At 41.2% G+C, this 21461-nt stretch carries 25 protein-coding genes; 9 read left to right on the forward strand and 16 right to left on the reverse strand.

The window, feature by feature from the left end; translation table 11 throughout:
• Positions 1 to 38: 38 nt before the first annotated feature.
• Entirely contained in the window at positions 39 to 260 is a 222-nt protein-coding gene (locus V7K67_RS13650; protein WP_442943826.1) for a hypothetical protein, read from the reverse strand.
• Positions 261 to 373: 113 nt separating this feature from the next.
• Entirely contained in the window at positions 374 to 1072 is a 699-nt protein-coding gene (gene rppA, locus V7K67_RS13655) for a two-component system response regulator RppA (protein ID WP_334710483.1), read from the reverse strand.
• 76 nt (positions 1073 to 1148) lie between these two features.
• Between rppA and hisG the strand changes: the two genes are divergently transcribed.
• The 3 genes from hisG (at position 1149) to V7K67_RS13670 (ending at position 5055) form a co-directional block, all read left to right on the forward strand.
• Entirely contained in the window at positions 1149 to 1793 is a 645-nt protein-coding gene (hisG, locus tag V7K67_RS13660) for an ATP phosphoribosyltransferase (RefSeq protein WP_179067730.1), read from the forward strand.
• A 205-nt stretch (positions 1794 to 1998) separates the two neighbouring features.
• Complete coding sequence (locus tag V7K67_RS13665) at positions 1999 to 3453, forward strand: sensor histidine kinase (RefSeq protein ID WP_334732789.1); 1455 nt, start codon at positions 1999 to 2001, stop codon at positions 3451 to 3453.
• Between the two features lie 882 nt (positions 3454 to 4335).
• Entirely contained in the window at positions 4336 to 5055 is a 720-nt protein-coding gene (locus V7K67_RS13670) for a hypothetical protein (protein WP_335166977.1), read from the forward strand.
• A 152-nt stretch (positions 5056 to 5207) separates the two neighbouring features.
• Here the strand turns inward: V7K67_RS13670 and V7K67_RS13675 are convergent, their stop codons facing one another.
• The gene (locus V7K67_RS13675; RefSeq protein ID WP_334732788.1) at positions 5208 to 6290 is read right to left on the reverse strand and encodes a tetratricopeptide repeat protein; all 1083 of its coding nucleotides are present in this window, start codon (positions 6288 to 6290) and stop codon (positions 5208 to 5210) included.
• Positions 6291 to 6387: 97 nt separating this feature from the next.
• Positions 6388 to 7017 (reverse strand): sigma-70 family RNA polymerase sigma factor, encoded by a 630-nt coding sequence (locus V7K67_RS13680; RefSeq protein ID WP_334732787.1) that lies wholly within the window; start codon positions 7015 to 7017, stop codon positions 6388 to 6390.
• A gap of 196 nt (positions 7018 to 7213) precedes the next feature.
• Here V7K67_RS13680 and V7K67_RS13685 point away from each other — a divergent pair, with 196 nt between their 5' ends.
• Entirely contained in the window at positions 7214 to 7810 is a 597-nt protein-coding gene (locus V7K67_RS13685; RefSeq protein WP_334710471.1) for a glyoxalase-like domain protein, read from the forward strand.
• Positions 7811 to 8054: 244 nt separating this feature from the next.
• Positions 8055 to 8519 (forward strand): DUF29 domain-containing protein, encoded by a 465-nt coding sequence (locus V7K67_RS13690; protein ID WP_335166953.1) that lies wholly within the window; start codon positions 8055 to 8057, stop codon positions 8517 to 8519.
• Between the two features lie 22 nt (positions 8520 to 8541).
• On the opposite strand, the gene V7K67_RS13695 is transcribed toward V7K67_RS13690, so the two are convergent.
• The 6 genes from V7K67_RS13695 to V7K67_RS13720 all read right to left on the reverse strand — a co-directional run bounded on the left by V7K67_RS13695 (position 8542) and on the right by V7K67_RS13720 (position 12646).
• Positions 8542 to 9042, reverse strand: coding sequence for a CHAT domain-containing protein (locus V7K67_RS13695; RefSeq protein WP_335166955.1), 501 nt, complete (start codon positions 9040 to 9042; stop codon positions 8542 to 8544).
• Positions 8957 to 10051: a tetratricopeptide repeat protein gene (locus tag V7K67_RS13700; RefSeq protein WP_335166957.1), complete on the reverse strand. Its 1095-nt coding sequence runs from the start codon at positions 10049 to 10051 to the stop codon at positions 8957 to 8959. The genes V7K67_RS13695 and V7K67_RS13700 overlap by 86 nt, the downstream gene beginning before the upstream one ends.
• A gap of 112 nt (positions 10052 to 10163) precedes the next feature.
• A complete protein-coding gene (locus tag V7K67_RS13705; protein ID WP_334732784.1) occupies positions 10164 to 10643 on the reverse strand; it encodes a hypothetical protein in 480 nt (159 codons plus the stop codon).
• 64 nt (positions 10644 to 10707) lie between these two features.
• A complete protein-coding gene (locus V7K67_RS13710) occupies positions 10708 to 11403 on the reverse strand; it encodes a hypothetical protein (RefSeq protein ID WP_335166959.1) in 696 nt (231 codons plus the stop codon).
• Positions 11404 to 11537: 134 nt separating this feature from the next.
• Positions 11538 to 12242: a helix-turn-helix domain-containing protein gene (locus V7K67_RS13715; RefSeq protein ID WP_335166961.1), complete on the reverse strand. Its 705-nt coding sequence runs from the start codon at positions 12240 to 12242 to the stop codon at positions 11538 to 11540.
• Positions 12242 to 12646, reverse strand: a complete 405-nt coding sequence (locus V7K67_RS13720) for a type II toxin-antitoxin system RelE/ParE family toxin (protein WP_335166963.1) — start codon at positions 12644 to 12646, stop codon at positions 12242 to 12244. Before V7K67_RS13720 ends, V7K67_RS13715 begins: the two co-directional genes overlap by 1 nt.
• A gap of 147 nt (positions 12647 to 12793) precedes the next feature.
• On the opposite strand from V7K67_RS13720, the gene V7K67_RS13725 reads away from it, so the two are divergent.
• Positions 12794 to 13051 (forward strand): Uma2 family endonuclease, encoded by a 258-nt coding sequence (locus tag V7K67_RS13725; protein WP_442943827.1) that lies wholly within the window; start codon positions 12794 to 12796, stop codon positions 13049 to 13051.
• 91 nt (positions 13052 to 13142) lie between these two features.
• Positions 13143 to 13607 (forward strand): Uma2 family endonuclease, encoded by a 465-nt coding sequence (locus tag V7K67_RS13730; RefSeq protein ID WP_335166979.1) that lies wholly within the window; start codon positions 13143 to 13145, stop codon positions 13605 to 13607.
• Positions 13608 to 13632: 25 nt separating this feature from the next.
• Here V7K67_RS13730 and V7K67_RS13735 read toward each other — a convergent pair whose 3' ends face one another.
• The 5 genes from V7K67_RS13735 to pstS form a co-directional block, all read right to left on the reverse strand.
• The gene (locus V7K67_RS13735; RefSeq protein WP_334710477.1) at positions 13633 to 13914 is read right to left on the reverse strand and encodes a hypothetical protein; all 282 of its coding nucleotides are present in this window, start codon (positions 13912 to 13914) and stop codon (positions 13633 to 13635) included.
• Positions 13915 to 14035: 121 nt separating this feature from the next.
• Positions 14036 to 14842 (reverse strand): phosphate ABC transporter ATP-binding protein PstB, encoded by an 807-nt coding sequence (gene pstB / locus V7K67_RS13740; RefSeq protein ID WP_334710478.1) that lies wholly within the window; start codon positions 14840 to 14842, stop codon positions 14036 to 14038.
• Positions 14843 to 14899: 57 nt separating this feature from the next.
• Positions 14900 to 15781 carry a phosphate ABC transporter permease PstA gene (pstA, locus tag V7K67_RS13745; RefSeq protein ID WP_334731393.1) on the reverse strand — a complete coding sequence of 294 codons (882 nt, stop codon included), beginning with the start codon at positions 15779 to 15781 and terminating at the stop codon, positions 14900 to 14902.
• Between the two features lie 19 nt (positions 15782 to 15800).
• Complete coding sequence (gene pstC / locus V7K67_RS13750) at positions 15801 to 16751, reverse strand: phosphate ABC transporter permease subunit PstC (protein ID WP_334731394.1); 951 nt, start codon at positions 16749 to 16751, stop codon at positions 15801 to 15803.
• A 141-nt stretch (positions 16752 to 16892) separates the two neighbouring features.
• Positions 16893 to 18077 (reverse strand): phosphate ABC transporter substrate-binding protein PstS, encoded by a 1185-nt coding sequence (pstS, locus tag V7K67_RS13755; RefSeq protein WP_334731395.1) that lies wholly within the window; start codon positions 18075 to 18077, stop codon positions 16893 to 16895.
• A gap of 1249 nt (positions 18078 to 19326) precedes the next feature.
• On the opposite strand from pstS, the gene V7K67_RS13760 reads away from it, so the two are divergent.
• Both V7K67_RS13760 and lspA read left to right on the forward strand, forming a co-directional pair.
• Positions 19327 to 19914, forward strand: a complete 588-nt coding sequence (locus tag V7K67_RS13760; RefSeq protein WP_334707482.1) for a biotin transporter BioY — start codon at positions 19327 to 19329, stop codon at positions 19912 to 19914.
• Between the two features lie 94 nt (positions 19915 to 20008).
• Complete coding sequence (gene lspA / locus V7K67_RS13765; RefSeq protein WP_334707483.1) at positions 20009 to 20485, forward strand: signal peptidase II; 477 nt, start codon at positions 20009 to 20011, stop codon at positions 20483 to 20485.
• A 187-nt stretch (positions 20486 to 20672) separates the two neighbouring features.
• On the opposite strand, the gene V7K67_RS13770 is transcribed toward lspA, so the two are convergent.
• Complete coding sequence (locus V7K67_RS13770; RefSeq protein WP_334731397.1) at positions 20673 to 21353, reverse strand: hypothetical protein; 681 nt, start codon at positions 21351 to 21353, stop codon at positions 20673 to 20675.
• Positions 21354 to 21461 lie beyond the last annotated feature (108 nt).

Raw genomic sequence — 21461 nt, forward strand, 5'->3', positions numbered from 1 at the left:
ATTTTTTGATCTTTTTCTTCTGGACTCATGCTTGAACACTACCATCTTTCTTCCCTCATGGGAATATTCCTGACATTCCTACCTGGGCAGTTACAGATTTCATCCAAATAGGTGACACGGTAATGAGAATTATCTTCTAGTTTGGCTAGTAAAGCTTCATACATTTGCCAGCTTACCCCACTAGTGATAAACTTCTCCTCTGGATCATCAATATCTGCAAGTTTTGGGTCGTCTAAGAGTTCTTTCAGGCTGATGACCATTATTTTTCTCTCCTAGTAAAAATCAAATTACCGCAGGGCGGATAATGCCCATAACATAAAAATTAGGGTTTAAGCAAATACTAAGCAGTGCCCAGTATACAAACATTTCTTTGCTAAACTGACTCCATCGAGGAAGCACCAAAACGATAGCCTTTACCGTAAACTGTGTGAATCAGCGTCGTTTCTTTACCCACCTCAATCTTACGGCGCAGCAAGCGAATTAACGCCGCTATCACATTGCTACTGGGTTGTTCTTCCTCTTGCCACAAATTTTGCATAATCTGGGCATGAGTTAGCAATTGTCCAGTGTGTTCCATAAAGTATTGCAATAACTGGCTTTCTTTTTGTGATAGCTCAATTATCCGTCCCTGACGATAGGCTACTTGATTGTCACAATCGAGTTCTAAATCAGCGACAGTTAGTCGTCCAGTGGTAGTCTCATAAATTTGGGAACCGGAACGACGCAATAAAGCGCGGACTCTGGCTAATAACTCCCGCAGTTCAAAAGGTTTAACCAAATAGTCGTCCGCACCAGCATCTAAACCTTCTACACGATCATCGAGAGTATCTTTTGCCGTAAGAAACAGCACGGGAGTGGTTTTGCTTTGGCGTCGCAATTCCTGACAAATCTCTAACCCGGTTTTTCCTGGCAGCATCCAATCTAAAATCAGTAGGTCATAACTGCCTGCTTGTGCCAGTTCGCTACCAGATGTCCCATCATAAGCGGCATCTACAGCGTAACCCTCACGAGTTAACAAGCGACTCAAGGGTTGAGTGAGTTCAATTTCATCATCAACTAATAAAATTCTCATGCTGCTTGTGGTAAGCATATAGAGATATTCTCAATATTATTCAATTGCCGGAACGCTAAGGATACTAAGAAAAAGAATGCTGACTGTTGCATTGCCAAAAGGGGAACTACTTAAAAATAGCATCCGCCTGCTACAAGGTGTGGGATTAGATTTTAGTGCTTTTTTAGATTCAGGAACTCGCCAACTTCAAATTCCTGACACGAAGGGAATTGCGAAAGCTTTACTGGTGCGCGCGCAGGATGTACCTGTTTATGTGGAATATGGTCAGGCACAACTGGGGATTGTCGGTTACGATGTGCTGCGAGAGAAGCAGCCGCAAGTTGCCCACTTGGTAGATTTGCAGTTTGGTCATTGTCGGATGTCGGTGGCAGTAAAAGCATCCAGTTCTTATACGTCGCCTTTAGATTTACCACCACATGGTAGAGTTGCTTCAAAATATGTGAATTGCGCTCGTGAATATTTCCATAGTCTAGATTTGCCTGTGGAAATAGTGCCATTGTATGGTTCAGTGGAACTAGGCCCAATTACTGGTATGTCAGAAGCGATCGTGGATTTAGTTTCGACAGGGCGAACTTTGCGCGAAAATGGTTTAATTGAAATCGCTACTCTGTATGAAAGCACGGCGCGGTTGATTGCCCATCCTTTGAGTTATCGCCTGAACACGGGTAATCTAAATGATGTGATTGCCAAGCTACGGGAAGTAGTGTTGGTAGAGGTTTAACACCAATTTGTAATTCGTAATGACGCTTCTACAGACCTTTGCGATCGCTAACACTACTGGCGTGGCAAGCAAAAAAATTGTGCATTAGACGTAGGTTGGATGGAGGCTTAGTTCTGAAGTTGAGTTTATAATCGCCTGTAAGCCTTGATTTTAAAGGGAAATTTTGGGATTTAATTAAAATTTCAGCATACCACCTACAACAAATATGTTTCAGGCTACTCGCCGCCGTCTTGCAATTTGGTACACTACTGTTACTGCTGTATTACTATTACTATTTGCCAGTGGCGTTTATTTATACGTCCGCAGTACATTGATTGAGCGGATTGATGATACCCTTAATCATGTAGTTGAAATAGTGGAGCGTTGTCTTACAACTAGCCGCTGTGCATCTACGCTGATATTTGAGCAAATTGATGCTGATGCAGATAAATTTCGGATTAATGTAGAAGCCAGTCTTCGTGACAATACCGATACCGTAGAAGATGACCACATCGACCTAGAATGGTTTAGTCCGACTGGTAAATTACTTTGGTCAACGCTATCTGAGCCTCTAAATATTCCCATTCGTGCTAACCGTACTGGTGAAACTGTGCGTGTAGTCAAGGGAGGGAATGAAAATTCCAAATTGCTAACTTCCCACTCTCCACTCTTATTACGACAAGTCACACAACGGGTGGAAGTGAGACGGCAAGTATTAGGATATCTGCGTGTTAGTCATCCCTGGTTTGAAGTCACTAAACCCAGTCGCCAGTTAATTTTTGATTTGGCGCTAGGTATTGGGTTAATGGTGCTTTCGGTAGGTGCAAGTGGTTGGTTTCTTTCGGGTAAAGCGATGGAACCTGTTGGCCAGTCTTATCAACGCCTCAAACAATTTACTGCTGATGCTTCCCACGAACTTAGAAGTCCTATTACTTTGATTCAAACTAATGTGCAAGTTGCTCTTGCTGACTTGGATTTAGCAGAGACAGAAACAACTACTTCTTTGCTGTATCGGCAACAGTTAAAGGTGGTGGAACGGTTAACACAGCGTTTGGGTAAGCTAGTCAATGACTTACTCTTCCTTGCACGGCAGGATAGTGGTATTAGCAAAGATACTTTTTCACCTTGTCCGGTGGATGCTTTGCTGATGGAGGTAGTTGAAGAACAACAATTGTTAGTCCCTGAAAAAGAAATCGCCCTTTCTCTGGACTTAGTTGATCCTCCTGCTTCTGAAACTAGCCCCGAATTACTGGAAAATTGGTTTACCCTTGTGGGCAATTGGGATCAATTGGTGCGGCTGTTCACAAATTTAATTGCTAATGCCTTGCATTACACTCCAGCAGGTGGACGAGTGAAAGTGGAATTGGCGCGGATAGAAGGAATAAATCGCGTTTCTGGATTACGTAACACTAGTGCCCAGTTGCAAGTTAAGGTGAGTGATACCGGAGTTGGAATTCCAGCGGAAGCGCTACCACGGTTGTTTGACCGTTTTTATCGAGTAGATCCGGCACGTACTCATCAGACTGGGAATACAGCTACAGCCAGCGCTACTGGTTCAGGATTAGGATTAGCGATCGCTCAAGCTATTGTCGAACATCACCAGGGTCATATTCAAGTTGAAAGTACCCAAGGCATTGGCACTACCTTTACTGTCACTTTACCAATAACTCTTGAGTCTTAATTCGGTAATAAATTTTTGTTTCCTGTGATAGATGTAGAAAAGTAAACATATTTACTACTTTATATAATACAGCACTTCCGGCAGCTATGAGGATGTACCTCATAGCTGAAAGCTATGATAGGAGAGGGGCAAGAGGAAAACTGTATTGCATAATAGCCGGAAGCGCTGTAACGGTTGCAATATTTAGCTATTTATTAAATTGCTATAGTTTTATATTTCTACTCTTCTTTATAAGAAGAATTTAGAATTCAGGAGCGGAGCCGGAGACGCTCCGCCTCTAGTCAGAATTCAGGGTTGAATTTTGTAGGACTGGGTAATAGCGCAGCGGTAGCGAGTCTGCGATAGCGAAGCGGTAGTGGGTATTTTCGAGTCGCGTCTGAATATTGGTTAAAAGCGAGTGGAATAGTGGGCAAAACTAGTATTAAATATATTCGCCTTAGAGGTTGTTTGAAAAGTCTAATTTATTACTCACCGGGCGACTGGAAGTCGCGGCTACACAAACCAAACCCACCTCCGTGGGTTAAAAACCCTTGATTTTCTCTTAGTCCACGGAGGCGGACTAAGTTTTGTGTAGTAGCGAATAGAATTTCGCCTAATGCTTTTCAAACATCCTCTTAAAACTCAATCCCTTTATGAGTGGAGTATTCTGAATTCTGTACTCTTTATTCTGACTCCTGATTTATCACTAACGATTTAGTTGTTTCATCCTTATGAATGAAAAACTTATATCTAATTTAGATAATTCTCATGTCTATAGTTAGATATAAAAAATAGAGCCAATTGTTAGGATTATATTGACACAACGACAGCTTAAAATAATTTAATTTGCTGTTTTTAAAATATTAAAAAAAGATAACTGGGATGTTTTTCTAGGAGTCAATGATGAATATGAAGTCTCAAAATTTTCGCAAGTCTGCTGAGTTATTTGGCGCTATCTGTGGAGGATTACTGATTAGCCTGCCAGCAATCCCTCAAGTATTAGCACAAGAATCTATTCCCAAAATTAACCCTTGTCCTCGTATTTTCTACGAAGAACCACATAATAATCAGGTTGTAGTGCCACAGGGATGTCCTCCCAACGCCTTAACAGAAAGACTAGCTGCTCAAGGGCTTCTTCCTGTCCCTGCTACCCCATCACAAGAGCAAATAAGATTGGGTGTCGGCGGTGGGGAAGCTGCGGAACCAGGTGTCAGGCTAGCACGCCCAGCCTCTAGCGATCAAACTCAACAGCCTTCACCAGGGGCGGTTTCCACTGAGCAACCACAACTACAACCACGGCAAACCCCCAGTGCGACGATCGCACTAGCTAATGGTATGGTTAATGTCAGGTTAGTAAATAACACTGCGACTAATGTAACTTTCCAAGTGATTGGCGATACGGCACCGCGATCGCTACAAGGTAAGTCAGATGTAACACTGCAAAATCTCAAAGCACCAGTAACAGTGACATTTGAACGAGAAGATGGCGGACAGTTAATAGTAACTCCACAAGGTTCTTCTGAACCAGGAAGCTTGGAAGTGACATTTAAGGAAGCCACCAATGCCACACAGGGTAGAAGTGCCATGAGAATCGAACGAAGCGGCTCAGTATTTTTGAATTAATCAACTTAGAGCTAGGGCGAAAGTCATTCGCGGCTACACAAATAAGAGCTACACCAACCTTGGCTAAGAAAAAATCTAGCTATAACCCACGCAGGTGGGTTTTGACTGTGTAGACGCGGTTTCTAACCGCCCTTTTAACGTTAAATTGACTGCTACTTCCGCTGAAGCATTTGAGTTAGCTGATCCTGCAATTGCACTTCTTGCTTGCTGTCTTCCAATGTCCGCGCTAGTGTAATCGCCCTTTCGTAAAAATTACGGGCAGTTAAGTAATTACCTTGTTGCTTATACAACTGAGCGTAAGATTCAAAAGATTTTAATTCTTCTCGCAAATTTTGCAATTCTTTAGCAAGTGCTAAACGTTGCTCTAGCAAGTCAAAGGCCCGTTCGTAACGTCCGACAGCAGTGTGAGCCGTAACTAAACCGTCAATTGCCCGTAATTCATTAGTGCGATCGCGGTTGGTTTTAGCTATCCGCATTGCTTCACCATAAGTAGCAATAGTATCTTGATAATTTCCAGATGCTAAATAGGCATCACCTAAATTATTCAGGGTATTTGCTTCACCGATGGCATCACCAGTCTGACGGCGGAAAGTTAAAGCATTTTCGTAAAGCTTAATTGCTTTGTTGTAATCTCCCAACCTGGCAGTTACCAAACCCAAATTACTCAAAGATAGTCCTTCACCTTCAATATTTTTCACACCATAAGCAATTGCGAGTGCATCTTCAACTGTTTTACCAGCAGCAGCAGATTCGCCTTGTTGCAGCAGAAATGTACCGATATTATTCAGCGCAAAAATTTGAGCTTGGAAGTCTTTAGTATCACGAGCGATCGCTAATCCTCTTCTTAAAGCATCTTCAGCCTCTTTTGAACTACCAAGCTGGATATAAGCCTTAGCAAGCAAATTGTACGTCAGACCTTGTGCTTTCAGGTCGCCAATTGAGTGATATAGTTCTAGTGCCCGCAAACAAGACGCAACTGTTTTGTCGGCATATCCTGAAGTATATTGTTGTTCACCGATACGCAGCAAACTATCTGCTTCATCTCTTGATTGTCGCCCAACCGAACTATTTAAAGGTCGATGGAGTTGTTGCGTAATATCAACCACACTTGCAGCTACAGGACTCAGCAAAAAAGTAAACAGTAAAAAGCTGTGTAAAAGTACCTGGGGACGAGAAACAGTACCTACACAAATTAAGCCTACCTTTTGCCAGGAAAATACAAGCTGTTGTTTCATAAAAATTGCCCGTAAAGTTGCGGGTTTAAGTAGAAGGTCTAAGAAGAAGTTTTAAGTTTTAAATTGAAGACATTCAATATACGCATTTGTACTTAAGTTATGATTGAGCGAAATCTTCCCCAAAGTAGATAGCGCGGATATCTGCGGGTAATTTGTCCTCTAGCATACGATAGCCTTCCTGAAGAAAATTGGCTACAACACTTGGAGCGATCGCTTCTCCTTCGGCTTGGAGATAGGCAGCGATTCTAGTTTCGCTCCAGTGGAAAGTTTGAGACATTAACACGATTAATCGTAAAACTGGTGGTAGTTGGTCTAACGCCTGTTCTACATAGCACCATAGCGGTGGCGAAGTCGCTTGCAGAGAATAATGAATTGCTTCTGTGGGTGGTAGTTTAATCTCGTTAATACAGAAAGCTGTCATATTAATTAACCAATTTTGCATGGTTAAGGCTTCCTCGCCGGATTCAGAGTCAGTTAATTTGAGTCCACCGAGTTCGTAATAGATATGTCGCCAAGTGAGGGCAAACAGATAATCTGCTTGCACAGGCGATCGCGCCGAATGCCGAATTAAGGTATAGACTATGGGACTATAGCGGCAAAAAATTACCGTAAAGTACTTTCCGGCATCTGGATAGCGCTGAAACAGAGTCAGTAGTTCATAGTCACTGTGATGGAATAGCGACTTCACTAGCGGGTGATTAGCTTCCGTAAAATGAGGAATTTGCATGAGCCTTGCGATTGATAATTGTTAAAATAGTTTTGGGAATTGCACTCCCCTAGTTAATCGCATAATATCTTGGTGTTGTTCAGTTTGTAGATGAGACTCAGACTACTTGAGTATTGATAAACTAGAAACAAGGACTTAATTTTAGTCTTAATCGACAGTCATAAAATCAACTACCTTATAGAATCCTTATTTGTTCATGGTTATAGCAGCTAGTGTGATATCGTTCCTGGTCAGTCCCCTTACTTTAGGCTCCTTTCTGCCTTCCCTGCCCTTGGATAGCCTATTTTCCACCCAAGGCATTATGGTAATGCTGCTAGCAGCTTACGCTGGTGCCATGTGGATGTTTCTCACCAGTGCGCCAAAAGTACATACTGTAATGGTGTCAGATTTGGAAATTGCCCGACAGTTGTATGAAGGGCTGCTAGATTTGCCGGCAGCTGAAGTGCCATTGCACTACTACTACAACTACGAACAAACTATAGGCGCAACTGGCATTGATCCGCTATATATGTCTACTGGGCCGAGCTTGTCTGGTAAAATGATGAATAATGCCAATGATGGGCTGTGGTATCAATTGAAGAAAAACACCCAGCTACACATTATTACTGGCGCGAGTTTAGGTAGGAAAAATCAGCAACGCCACGTTTGTTTTGACCACGACTGCCTGGAAATGATTTTAATGCGAGTCGAAACGCGCGGTTTGAAATTGAAGATTCGTAACCAGAAACCCCTGAACTTTTTAGTCAAGGACTATGAAGGGCGAGTTATTGAAGTGGCTGAGGTAGCGAATTAGTCGTTACTTATTAGACATCTCCGAAAAAGAATGTAGAGACGTAGCAGTGCTACGTCTCTACAAGGGTTCTGGGTAACGCATCTTTAATTTCTGGAGATGTCTATTAGATTATTTTAGGTTGGGTGGGGCGTAGCTTGCCGCCCTATGCATCGCTCCACCCAATATTTATTTTTAGATTTTGGATTTTTGTGCAAGTGTTACCGCAGGGGTAGGTAAGTAGATAGGTGTAAATAAAGTGGAAAAAATGTACACATCTCACCTATATGAAACAGATTTCTATGATTGGACGCAAAAGCAGGTTAGCTTACTCAAAACTCAACAGTGGGAACAATTAGATACAGTTAACCTGATTGAAGAAATTGAAACTTTGGGCAGAAAAGAACGGCAAGAATTGCGAAATCGGCTGGGAGTATTGCTAGGACATCTACTGAAATGGCAATTTCAACCTGAAAAACGTAGCAATAGCTGGTTGGGTACAATTCGAGAGCAACGTGTTCAAATTAAGCTGCTTCTGCAAGATAGCCCTAGTTTGAAACCCTATCTTGATGAAGTTTTCTTCAGTGTTTATGAACTAGGTTTGGCTTTAGCAATTCGAGAAACTGAGTTGGGTGAAAATGTTTTTCCAGAAATCTGTCCCTACACTTTAGACCAAACTTTGAATCCTAAATTCTTACCAAATTTTAATCAGGTTGATGAACAGGGCGAGTAATCACCCCAATACTATTATTTTCTCACCGTAAACCGTGACAAATAAAAGCAGCCCAGTAATGAGGATCTGAAAAGGGAAATTGCTGAGTAGAGTTTTCTATTTTTTTAATTTGTCTGTTCAATTTAGTATACATATTATATTCAAGCTCCCATTGTTGATATTCGATAGAATCTGAAGGATATTTTTTTCTATTTACTATCAATAATTTTTCCCTTGCTTCTACTTCCTGAAATATTTTATTTAGGTCTAATTTTGTAAATTCTCGTAGCTGAATTTGCGCTTTCTGTAATGCTTCAGGACGGTTTCTACCTTCTTGTTGCTGCTGATAATAAAAGATGGAAAATAATGCTGTTGCTAAGTCATCTATTAACCATAAACTACTAACAACGCTTCTCGCACCTGCACATAAAAAACCTGTGGAGAGAGTAAGAATATCATCAGTCAGGGATGGAATACCGAGATTTGTCTCGCAGCAAGACAGAAATACTTCTACAAGTTGAGGTAAACGCCAGCTTGGTGTCATCAATTGCCCCATTGATACAGGCTTGCACTATCTTTTCATAAACTTCAATAGTTCCCTGCAAAATCTGTTGACGACGAATTTCAGAGCGGCTCCAAACACGAATTTGCTCTATCGCTTTAATAGCAAAGTCGTACCCCTCAATTGCTTCTGTCCAACGCTCCACCGCAAAAGCTTTGTCTCCGAAATTACCTCCATATTGGAGACAATCTGTAGGGAAGGCAGTGGGTGTACAAATTTTTAGTGATAAGCGAAAACAAGCAAATGCCTGATTAATATTTCCTTGCTGATAATAAGTGAAAGCTAAATTATTTTGAACCATTGCCCAATCTAGCGGGTAAGATTCGCAACTATAAACTTCTAAAGCCTGATTAAAGTAATAAAATACTTGCTCTAAATTGTTTGTGCCTTCCTCTTTAGCTAAGTCACGATATACATTGCCAAGATTGTTTTTAAGTCCAGCCAAATCTTCTAGAAAATCTTCACAATTTGGCAGAAAATCTTCATAAATATGTTCTTCTAAACCAGCCTTAAAACATTTATAAATATGTTCTTCTAAAGCAGCTTTATACCAGGATATAGCTATCTTTAAATTTTCTATTGGCTCTCCTTGTTTTCTTTCTCTGTAGGCAGCACCTAAATTAGTAAGAACCATTACCCACTCTGCTGGAAACTTTTCACGAGTATAAACTTGCAAAGCTTCTTGACAGCAAAATATTGCTAATTCAGTATTTGCTTCATCTATAGCACATAAATTAGAGTAGATAGTTGCTAAACTATTTTGGATACTAGCCCACTCTTGTGGAAATTTTTCACGAGTATAAACTTTTAAAGCTTTTTTAAAGGCCTTAATTGCTTTCTCTCCATTGTTTACCCAATCACCACGAATTCTATCACAGTAAGCATTTCCCAAAATATCCTGTATTTCAGCCCATTGTTGAGGATACTTAACAAGTATTAGTTCTGCGTCATATTTTGCTATAGCAATTTCAATATTTAATGATTCAGTCATGTTATGAAATTTTAAACCTGTATTATATTACTTCCATAATTTATACATTTTCTATTATAATGTGTCTTTTGTAAAATACTAAACTGCCGCTACTTTCCTTAGTTCAATAACTTTATAATGGTATTTCTGCCAAAATTTCTGCCAACTTCTCTAGCAATTCCTCAGCTAAATACAACAACTCAATTTCATCAATTTCATCAATAGTTCCGCGATTACTTTCTGCAACCGCTACACCATCCACTAATACATTTTTGACAGCAAAAATCCGGTCTTCATCTTCAGATAAACTCAAACATCTTTCCAACTCAACAGTAATCTCTTGGAGCGGTTTATCTTTTAGCTGCTTTCTTAGCCTGACCGCTACCAAGTCATCACTTTGCAGGAAATTAGTCACTAATTCTACAAAATTTTGCTGCCAATCTTCATCTTCTCCCCATGTTTCTAGCCAATCTCTATCAACATCATCACAATATAAATGAGCGGCTTCAAGCCCATACTTCATAATGTCATCCTGCACTTTCTGAGCAGCTTCTACAGCTTGTAAAAAGTTGTCTAATCTCTGTTGACGGTCAGATTGTTTTTCCTGAACCATAAGAACTCACTTTGTTAAGTAATAACGTGGCTATACAAATCCAGTAAATGCAATTGTTCGACAACTATAAATTAAATTTTAAATAACTACCTATACTGAGATTATCGCTGTTAGATAATAATATATTGACTATCTGATTTACAAAATCAGTTGCACGGGGATTGTAACTTAAAAATAATCCTCTATCTATTGCCCAAAAAATTAGGGCATTTTCCCAATCATCAAACTTTTCTTGAGAAAATTCTTCTGAGACGCTAGTGAGTTGAATACATAGTGGACTCTCTTGCGTACTGCTAACAATTATATCAGTTGCCATAGACAGGTCTGCAACATAGCGTAATACAGTCGTGCCACCACAATTTTTAATATTATTAGCAATAGAGCCAATTAATTTGGCATCCTCCTGATTGAACTCCCCCGCCATCAGTTTTCGTCTCCAGATATAAAATTTAGGGTCGTTTTCACTCAACCATTTAGGAAACAAGTAGCCATACCAATATTTTAAAGTTGGATTCAGTACTCTTAACGCTGATTGCTGCTCTTCTTCAGATGGTAATGATTTAAGTCTCAGCCAAACTTCAGCATCTTGGAGCATTTGTTGCAAAAACAGTATGACAAATCTTTTCGCAGTCAGCGAACCCGGTTTGACATCTTTCACCCAGCGATTAATCTCTTCTAACCTTTTCGCTAAAACAGGATCTATAATAGATGCTTCCTCTATTAGTAATCTTAATTGTGTTTTAATTTCTTTGGCTTGCAAATAATGATAAACCTCAAATCTGGAGTATATCGCTAAAATTTTAAAATTATTTTATCAGTCTAAATGATAAGTGGAAAACTCTCTATCTTTAGATTAGAGATGTAGCACCAAGGTAGACTGTAGTCTGTGTCATCCTAAATATCTGCCAACTTTTCTAGCAATTCTTCGGCTAAATCCAACAACTCAATTTCATCAACTTCATCACTACTTCCACGATTACTTTCTCCACACGCCACATTAGCAGCCAAAACATTTTTCACAGCAAAAATCCTATCTTCTTCAGATAGACTCAAACATTTTTCCAACTCAACAGCAACTTCTTGGATTGTCCTTGAACCTAAACGCGCTCTTACTTTCACCGCCACCAAATCGTCACTTTCAAGTAGTTTTACCAAAGCTGTTCTCAGTCCATCATCCTCACCAGAAAACTTCTCAACGGCTAGACGCACATATTCCCGCACGCTCATGTTTGCCGCCAATGCTTTTTGGAAAACTACATCTGGTACATCTACCAGCAACACACCTTCGTTATCACTAGCTTGATATAAGTCATCTCCTTGTTTGACGGCTACCAGCAAATCTGCACCCAAGGTATGTAAATAGTGCAACACCGATTCCAACTCATGTTCCTTTAATGCCGACTCCAACTTGGACACAGCCGCCTGCTTTACTCCCAGTTTTTGGGCTAACTGTGCCTGAGTCAATCCTGCTTTATTACGTATTTCCCGCATGGCATCAGTAAGATATAGACGCAGATACTCTAACTTTCCCGCCAAAATTACTTCTGGCTCATCGCTTACCTTCTTCTGCAACCAAGCTTGAAAATTAGGTTTTTCCATCAATTTTCCCTCTGCTGCAATTCACGTAATCTTACTCTTGCAGCCTCTTTGTCTCTATCTTTAATAGCGTTGTCGTATTTCTTCATAAAGGCGTGCAGCACTACAAAGCGCCCAGGTGTAGCAGCCGTTAAAATAAACCTTGGATTATGTTCGCTCTTGGTCATACGTAATTCATACAGGTCATCTTCGAGTTTCTCAAAGATGCCACTGGTGAGTGATGCGAGTCCTTTGTTACACAGGTAGCCAAGGTTAACTTGCAAACGCCTGGTTTCGGAAAGACTCAGTAATGGCTTTGGTGGATTTTCTGGTTGCTCCTGTTCAGGAATCATCCTAATGAAAAAAGCAAGCAAATCTTTGGGGATTTCCCCATTGACATCTTGATAAAGTTCCCAAGTCCAATTCACTTCCTACCTCAAAGTATAGTATTCCTTACAAGGAATGTCAATCATGATATTCTTTGCAAGGAATATCATATAGATTATGGGAGTGCAACTAAAATGTTCCATTTCCACTCAGGCTAAAATAGGTAAATCCCTCAACAAAGATAATTTATGAACCAGCCAATATCTGAGAGAGTGCGCTGGACTACCGCCGACTTAGAGTTGTTTCCAGATAACGGGAATCGCTATGAAATTATTGACGGAGAATTGTTTGTGACTAAAGCGCCTCACTGGAAGCATCAAAAAACTTGTGTCAGAATTAGCACTTCCTTGGATAACTGGTCACAAATTACCAAGCCCCTTCGGGGCGGGAACAGGGAACTCTTAACAGGGAACAGAAAAAAAATTAGCCCCGAATACAGGGTTTAAAGCCCCTAAATTTATTTATGAAAAGAGATAAAAATATTTGAAACGAGATGGCGTCAGCCACGATGTTTCAATTTGTCCTTGTACAAATCCCCTGATTTTAATTATGGGGATTTCCCTGTTGCCTGTTGCCCGTTCCCTGTTCCCTTTTAATGGTCTAGGAGAAGTTGTGACGGCTCCAGGAATAATTTTTGGCGACAATGATAATGTTATTCCCGATGTTGTCTGGGCTAGCAACGAGAGATTACCCCTACTTTTAGACGAGGCTGGGCATTTGACTGGTGCGCCAGAACTTGCTGTAGAGGTGCTATCTGCTGGTAGTGAAAACGAAAAGCGGGACAGAGAACTAAAACTTAAGCTCTACTCATCACGAGGAGTCAGAGAATATTGGATTGTAGATTGGCGCAAGCAACAGGTGGAAGTATATCGACGCGAACAAGCGAGTTTAAAATTAGTTGCTACCTTATTCAATGGTGATGAATTGAGTTCACCCATATTACCTGATTTTAGTTGTGCGATGTCTACGACGGGCTACGCCTACGCACAACTATTTAATTAACAAAAATTACGAATTACGAATTATTTTAACTGTGCTGTAAAAACTCAACTTTGGGCAATAATGGGTCAGTCACAATACCCACACCGTTAAAACCCCAACGTTTAAGCAAGTTTCCCAACTGTGTACGCGCAATAGATTCTACAGCAAAGCGATTTGCCACTTCTGCTGCATGGGTATTGAGATAGCTGAGAGCGTCAAAATTTTCCTGAAACAGTAATAAATAACCCGATGTTTCAGCATTAGGACGGGCGATGAGATAATTACCATCAGTTTTTGAGCGCACCAGGTAATATACTTCGGACAGCATGGAGATGAGGTTTGCCTGAGAGGAAAAAAGTCCTGCAAATAAAAAACATAGAGGAATATCGTACAGCCTTAATTTCCGAGTATCCCTCACTGCTCTAACATCAACAATGTGAAATATTTATTTATCCAAATTTGCCGCTGACGTAATCTCTGGTATCTTCCTGCTGAGGATTGTTGAAAATTACTTCTGTTGCATCATACTCTACCATATAACCGTTACGGCTTCCTGTCTCTGAAGTCCGAACATTAAAAAAGGCTGTCTTATCAGAAACACGGGCTGCTTGCTGCATGTTATGGGTGACGATGACAATAGTATATTGCTCTTTAAGTTCGTGAATCAGTTCTTCAACACGCAAGGTGGAAATGGGGTCAAGAGCGGAGCAAGGCTCATCCATCAGTATAATTTCAGGTTGGACTGCGATCGCGCGAGCAATACATAACCGTTGTTGTTGTCCACCGGATAAAGACGAGCCACTTTGATGTAGTTTATCCTTGACTTCATCCCACAAAGCTGCTTTTCTGAGACTGCTTTCTACCAATTCATCCAAATTACCTTTGTAGCCGTTGATTTTGGCTCCAAAAGTAATATTGTCAAAAATTGATTTTGGAAATGGGTTTGGTCTTTGAAACACCATCCCAATTCTCCGACGCACTTCTACAGGGTCGATATCGGGTGCATACAAGTTTTTATCGTAAAAAAGTATCTTACCTTCTGCCCGAAATGACTCAATCAAGTCATTGAGACGGTTATAGCATCGCAACAACGTACTTTTACCACAACCAGAAGGGCCGATAAAAGCTGTCACCTGATTTTTCGGTATATCTAGCCAAATATTCTGTAAGGCTAAAAACTTGCCATAGTAAACGTTGAGATTTTCAGTGCGTAAAACGGTTTCAGTGTCATTCACTGTCCTAGTGTTGGTAGCCATAAATTAAATCTAGTGTTAGTTTAAGCGATGGGGATTTGCACTGTGGATGGTTGTTTACTAAGCTTTTTGACGAGTTGCCCAGCGAGCGATGATACTTGTGATTAGAACCATCAATACCAATATCAAAGATGCAGCCCAAGCTAGAGATTGCCAATTTTTAAACGGAGAAATGGCATATTTGTAAACCAAGACAGCCAGAGAAGCTGTTGGTTGAAATAAGCCATCTGGCCAAAAATTAGAAAACAGAGCAGTAAATAGCAATGGTGCGGTTTCTCCAGATGCTCTGGCGATCGCTAGCGTTGCCCCAGTTACAATAGCTGGTAAAGCTGCTGGTAAAACTACTTGACTTACCGTTTGAAAGTTAGTCGCTCCTAACCCTACAGAAGCTTGTCGCAAATCTTGCGATACTAACTGTAACGCTTCATCAGTCGTTCGCAGAATAATGGGCAACATCAAAATTGCCAGTGCAAACCCTCCACCAAGAGCTGAATACGATCCTAAGTTCAATTTTACCAGTGTTAAAACTACAATCCCATAGGCAAATACCCCAGCAATAATCGAGGGGACTCCACTCAGGACGTTAGCGGCAAAACGTACCCATCTAGCTACTTTCGCCGAACTAAATTCTGTGATGTAAATTGCCCCTAAAACTCCAAAGGGGATGCTAATCAAGGCAGCAATTCCTACCATTAGTAGTGTGCCTAAAATTGCATTACCAAAGCCTCCTCCCTTTTGTAGAGCTTTGGGTGGCAGTTCCACAAACACGGCCAGATTCAGACTGCTAAAGCCTTTAATAATCACGTAAGAGAGTACTGCTAGCAAAGGCAAAAGAGCCAATACTCCGCAGGTAAATGCAACTACGGTCATCACTGTATTAAACAGTGTCCTCTGAGACATGGGGGAGCGAGTTAAACTGCGCTCTGGAAAATTAGAAGTCATAATTTAACCAAAAACTAAGCTATATTCGCTTGACTCTCAGAACGATTAACTCTGCCAGAATATTGACTACTAGTGTCAAGAAAAATAGAACTAAAGCTGCGTACATTAAAGCCGCAACTTGCAAACCACTAGCTTCTGAGAATTGATTTGCCAGTAGAGAAGAAATCGTATTGGCTGGTGCTAAAAGAGAGAGACTGATGTTGTTGGAGTTGCCAATTAACATAGTGACAGCCATTGTTTCGCCCATTGCCCGGCCGAGTCCCAACATCACAGCGCTAACTATGCCCGAAAAGGCTGCTGGGATAAGAACTTGCAAAATTGTTTCCCAGCGGGTTGCTCCTAGTCCTATAGAGGCTTGGCGTAAACTGGGAGGTACAGAAATCAAGGCATCGCGGGATAAGGCTGTGATAATCGGCAAAGTCATAATCGCTAATATGACTCCCGCCGGTAACATTCCTGGTCCTGTAGGAGAAGTGCTAAAAAATGGCAGCCAACCAAAGTAACCATTGAGCCATTTTCCCAAGTTGGTTAAGATTGGCACCAAAACAAAAATACCCCACACGCCGTAGACAACGCTGGGAATAGCTGCGAGTAGTTCTACTGCGAAAACCAGTACCAGTTTCACTTTCGCAGGTAAAAAATCCTCGCTGAGTATAATAGCGGTACCAACGCCGATTGGGACTGCGATCAGCAGACCGATAAAAGAACTCAAGAGAGTTCCATAGATTTGAGGTAGCACCCCATAGCTATCATTAACCGGATTCCAAGTGGTGTTGACTAAAAAGCTAGCACCAAACTTTTGGATGGCAGGCCAAGAGCCAATTGCAACCTGCGACCCGATCCATAATAAAGTACCAGCAACCCCAAAGGCGAAAATTTTAGTGAGCCAAATAAAACCCTGATCTAGGGACTTTTCTGCGCCAGAGCGATTTTTCATCGCTGATGACAGATTTTGAGAATTTGTAGTCATGAATACCGACTTTAACAATTAAATCAGAGAAAAATGGGGGAGGCAACCAGATTACTAAAATTGTCGCCTCATCATCTATTTAAACTGATATATTTAGTAACTCCGTGTTTCCAGTTACTATTGATTAGGCGTGTTTGATTCTTACTTATTAGCGCTAGTAGCACTGCCAACAGAAATTTTATACTCTGGACTGATTTGATCCGCAGCAGCAGCCACCTTGGTGATGACGTTTGCGGGTAGAGGAACATACCCTAATGCACTAGCCTGCTTCTGACCATCAGTTAAAGCATATTCAATCGCAGCTTCGATCGCTTTGGCTTTTGCCGCATTGGGATATTTCTTGTAAGCCAAAATCCAGGTGTAAGTAACGATTGGATAGGAATCAGCCCCTTCGGGATCGGAAATGAAGACGCGGAGGTCTGGGGGTAGAGTTACTGATTCCAGAGTTTTAGAGGCTGACTCTTCACTAGGTACTATAAACTTACCAGCCTTGTTTTCTAAAGCAGCAAACTTGAGACTATTTTGTTTGGCATAGCCGTACTCGACATAACCAATAGAACCTTGAGTTTGTTGAATTTGAGCGGTAACACCCTCATTACCCTTAGCACCGACTCCCGCAGGCCAGTTGACAGTTTTGCCATCACCAACTTTACTCTTCCACTCCGGGCTGATCGCGCTGAGATGTTTGGTGAACACACCTGTGGTTCCGCTACCATCGGAACGATAAACAACTGTGATTGGCTGTTTAGGAAGTTTTGCACCTGGGTTAGCTTTGGCAATTTGGGCATCATCCCAAGATTTGATTTTGCCTAGTAAAATATCGGTGTAAACGGCTCGTGGAAGCTTGAGTTCTGGAACATCAGGCAAGTTGTAACTTAGCACGATGCTACCAGCAGTCACAGGCAGCAAAATAACACCCTTATCTGCTGGTACTTTCTGGATTTCTTCATCCTTCATCGCCACATCGCTGGCACCAAAGTCTACAGTGCCTTTGATAAATTGCTCAACTCCAGCACCGCTACCAACTGATGCATAGTCAACTTGCAGATTTGGATATTTTTTGTTTAAATCTGTAAACCAGGTATCGTAGAGTGGTGCAGGGAAAGACGCACCAGCCCCAGTTAACTTTACGGTTCCGCCAAGGTCTAATTTAGCTGGGCTAGAAGAAGCAGTAGTATCTGTAGCAGTACCAGAAGGTGTATCCTTGGTGGCTGTGCTATCTGGGGTTTGCTGTCCGCCACAAGCTGCGAGGCTGATTGTCAGTGCTAACACTGAAATCGAACCTGTGAGGCGATGAATTTTTGTTGCACTAAAACGTGAGAGCATCGCTATCAATTTTTTAGTAAGTTTTCAGGTAAGCGTTTCTAAGATACTCCTAAAGCACAGCAATAAAGATTAACAATAGGTTAACAGAACAAAAAATACTTGTTTTTTTTTGATGAAGAACAAACCCTTGTTTCTAGTTTTATTTGATAAATTTTATACTCATGCTTGAGATTTAAGCTATAAACAGCACTATATTAAGTTGATTACACGTATTTACAAAACTTTATTATTAGAGTACGTACGTTCGTTGGTCAAGTCACGTCGCAACTCTTGGAGACGCTGCGCGTAGCAAGATCCCCAAAGGGGTACGCTCCGAATTCAAAATTACGCTCTCTACGAGACGCTAAAAGCGAATGCGGACTCGCTCTAAGCGAAGCCATGCCGAAGGCTTTACGCTACGCTAACAAAATTCAAAATTAATGATCCCCATAAATAAATTTAGTTGCTCTGTATCATGAGTCGTTTTCGGTCATGAAAAAAGTTTATACAGCAGTTTGCAAGTAAATGAGGTACAAAATACAAGACTCCAAATTAGATATACCTGCCTCCAAGCCCGTAGCTTTGCTTTATACTTTATGCAAAAGAAAAATAGTGCTTTTCGTTTGTATGCAATTGTTATGTCTGTATTGGACTCAACTGTAATCGCTATAAATACTAAGCACTTTGTAGCCAAATTTAGGCAATGCTCTGAAAAAAATAGTATAAATACTATTGAAGAAGGCATCTATGCTGAGGGCAGAAGGCAGAAGGAACAATTGAATGGGGATTCAGACCCCAACGAAAAAGTCAGCGCCGTGTAGACGGTGGGGTATTAAACCCAAGACCCGTTTGGTCACGGGCTTTAAATCTGGAGCCAGCATTCCCTTCTGCCTCCAGCAAGACTGCCCTCTGCCTTTCCTGATAAAAGCGATATTTGTTTTACAATTTCCTAAGTAAAACACCAGGTTGAGAACACGCCTCAATCAATAAAATCAGATAATAGACACCTAAGCCACAATTTGCAGAACTGAAAAATTACATACTGAAAAGGCAAAAGAAAATATGCTAGTTCTTAAGATATCAGCACAGATTTTATTTCAATATTAATGAATATACTAGTACAAGATGACGTAAATAAACCACCCATTTAAAATAGCCAGAAAGCTTACAATATAAGCATTCTTTCTTTTTAATTTTGCCTTTTTAATTTTGCCTTCTTGTACTAGTTGCTGTTGGTTTTCCCTTTTGCTTTTCCTTAGTTGCCTGATAAATGTTTGCTGCTTCCAATCAATTACTATGGTCTATGATTGGCTTACTCCTGACAATGGGTGGTACCTTCCTAGAAGTTTATGGCATTACCTTTCCTTGGACTTGGAGTCAGCACGGAATTCAGACTTTTTCTTTAGGTGTCACTTTTCAAATTGGCGCAGTATTATTGGTAGGTTGTTTAGGGGGCAAAAATGCCGGTGCGCTCTCACAAATCGCCTATTTAGTCATGGGGTTAACCTTACTACCAGTATTTGCCGATGGTGGTGGTATTGGTTATGTCAAGCTATCTCAGTTTGGCTATCTACTAGGCTTTATTCCTGGAGCTTGGATTTGTGGTTTGTTCGCCTTTAAAGCTAGACCTCGACTAGAAACTCTTGCCTTTAGTTGCATCTGTGGCTTGTTAACCCTCCACATCTGCGGTATTACTTATTTGATTATTAGCTATCTTTTTCAGTGGAAAGGCACAGAAAACCTACCCTTGATGCAAGCAATCCTCAGATACTCCTGGTTTGCACTACCAGGTCAATTAACTGTAGTCTGTGCAGTTAGTGTAATAGCATATATATTGCGTCACTTAATGTTTTATTAGTTCATTGTTATTTGTCTTTTGTCATTTGTCAAAAGCTCATGACCAACGACCAATGACTAATGACCAATGACCAATGACCAATGACTAATTCACCATGCGTTTAAAAAATCGTCTTTTCTGGATCGCTGCCTTTATCACTTTTTTCTTAGACCAAATAACAAAGTACTGGATAGTGCAAAGCTTTAGTTTGGGGCAGACACTACCACTCTTACCTGGGATATTTCACTTCACCTATGTCACTAACACTGGTGCTGCTTTTAGTCTGTTAAGCGGGAAAGTGGAATGGTTGCGCTGGTTATCTTTAGGAGTGAGTTTAGTATTAATAGCGTTAGCACTGGTTGGCCCAACGTTAAATTTGTGGGATCAGTTAGGCTATGGCTTGATTTTAGGTGGAGCTATGGGCAACGGTATTGATCGTTTTGTTTTAGGCTACGTAGTTGATTTTCTTGATTTTCGCCTGATTAACTTTGCTGTATTTAATGTGGCAGATTCATTTATTAGTATTGGTATTGTTTGTCTGTTAATTGCTTCCTTGCAAAAAACACCAACTTCAACTGGCAGATCGCATTAAACTATTAAGCCTGGGATGAATCATCCCAGGCTATTGATTGATGAAACCCTTGCCCAGTCTTATATGCGAAGACTTTATCTATAAGGTTTCAGCTATTTTAATTTTTTACCTGACAAGAGGTCAAGTAAAGATGCACCGGCGATCGCTGATGGCAAACTAGCATTTAGATTATGCCCCAGCTTTTAATTTAATTACCTGTGGTAGGAGTTTTTGGTGAACTAGAGCCGGGAGTACTGGGAGAGTTACCTGGTTCAACACTGCTGCCAGGAGCGCCAGGTTGTTCAGGTGTAGTTGAGTTACCTGGTTCGGTAGTGCTGCCAGGAGTTCCGGGAGTACCAGGTTGTTCAGGTGTAGTTGAGCTACCTGGTGCTGGAGTTAAATTGCTAGGAGCGCCGGGTGCTGGTGGGGTAATACTACCTGGTGCTGGAGTTAAATTGCTAGGAGCGCCAGGTGCTGGTGGGGTAATATTACCTGGTGCTGGAGTTGAGTTGCTAGGAGCGCCGGATGCTGGTGGGGTAATACTACCTGGTGCTGGAGTGCTTTCGGGAGTGCCAGATCCAGGAGGGGTGACGGTTCCTGGTGCAGTTGTGCTATCAGGCGTTGTGGTTTCTGCTGGTACTGTAGTGCTACTAGGAGCGCTAGGGGTAGGAGTGGCTGCTGTGCCATTATTGGGACAGCGGGAGTTGAGCGGAAAATACTCGCACAGAATTTTCATACCTTCTGGCGATATCTTGATTTCCGTTGGTGCGCTAGTAGAGTCGCTACTAGATTGAGCTATGGGGGATTTACTGGATTCGGCTACAGCAATATTAGTGGTAAGTGCCAAAGATAAAGCTGCACCAATCAGGGTCAGAGATTTTCCCATCATTCTGAAATTAACCTCAACGGAACACATCGGCCCATTAAAACAGACAATGAGATTTAGAAAATCTTCCTAAATGAAGATGTTTAAGTTTGTTTCAGAGTATGTGGATAT

The organism is Nostoc sp., from assembly GCF_036917155.1.
Lineage (GTDB): Bacteria > Cyanobacteriota > Cyanobacteriia > Cyanobacteriales > Nostocaceae > Nostoc.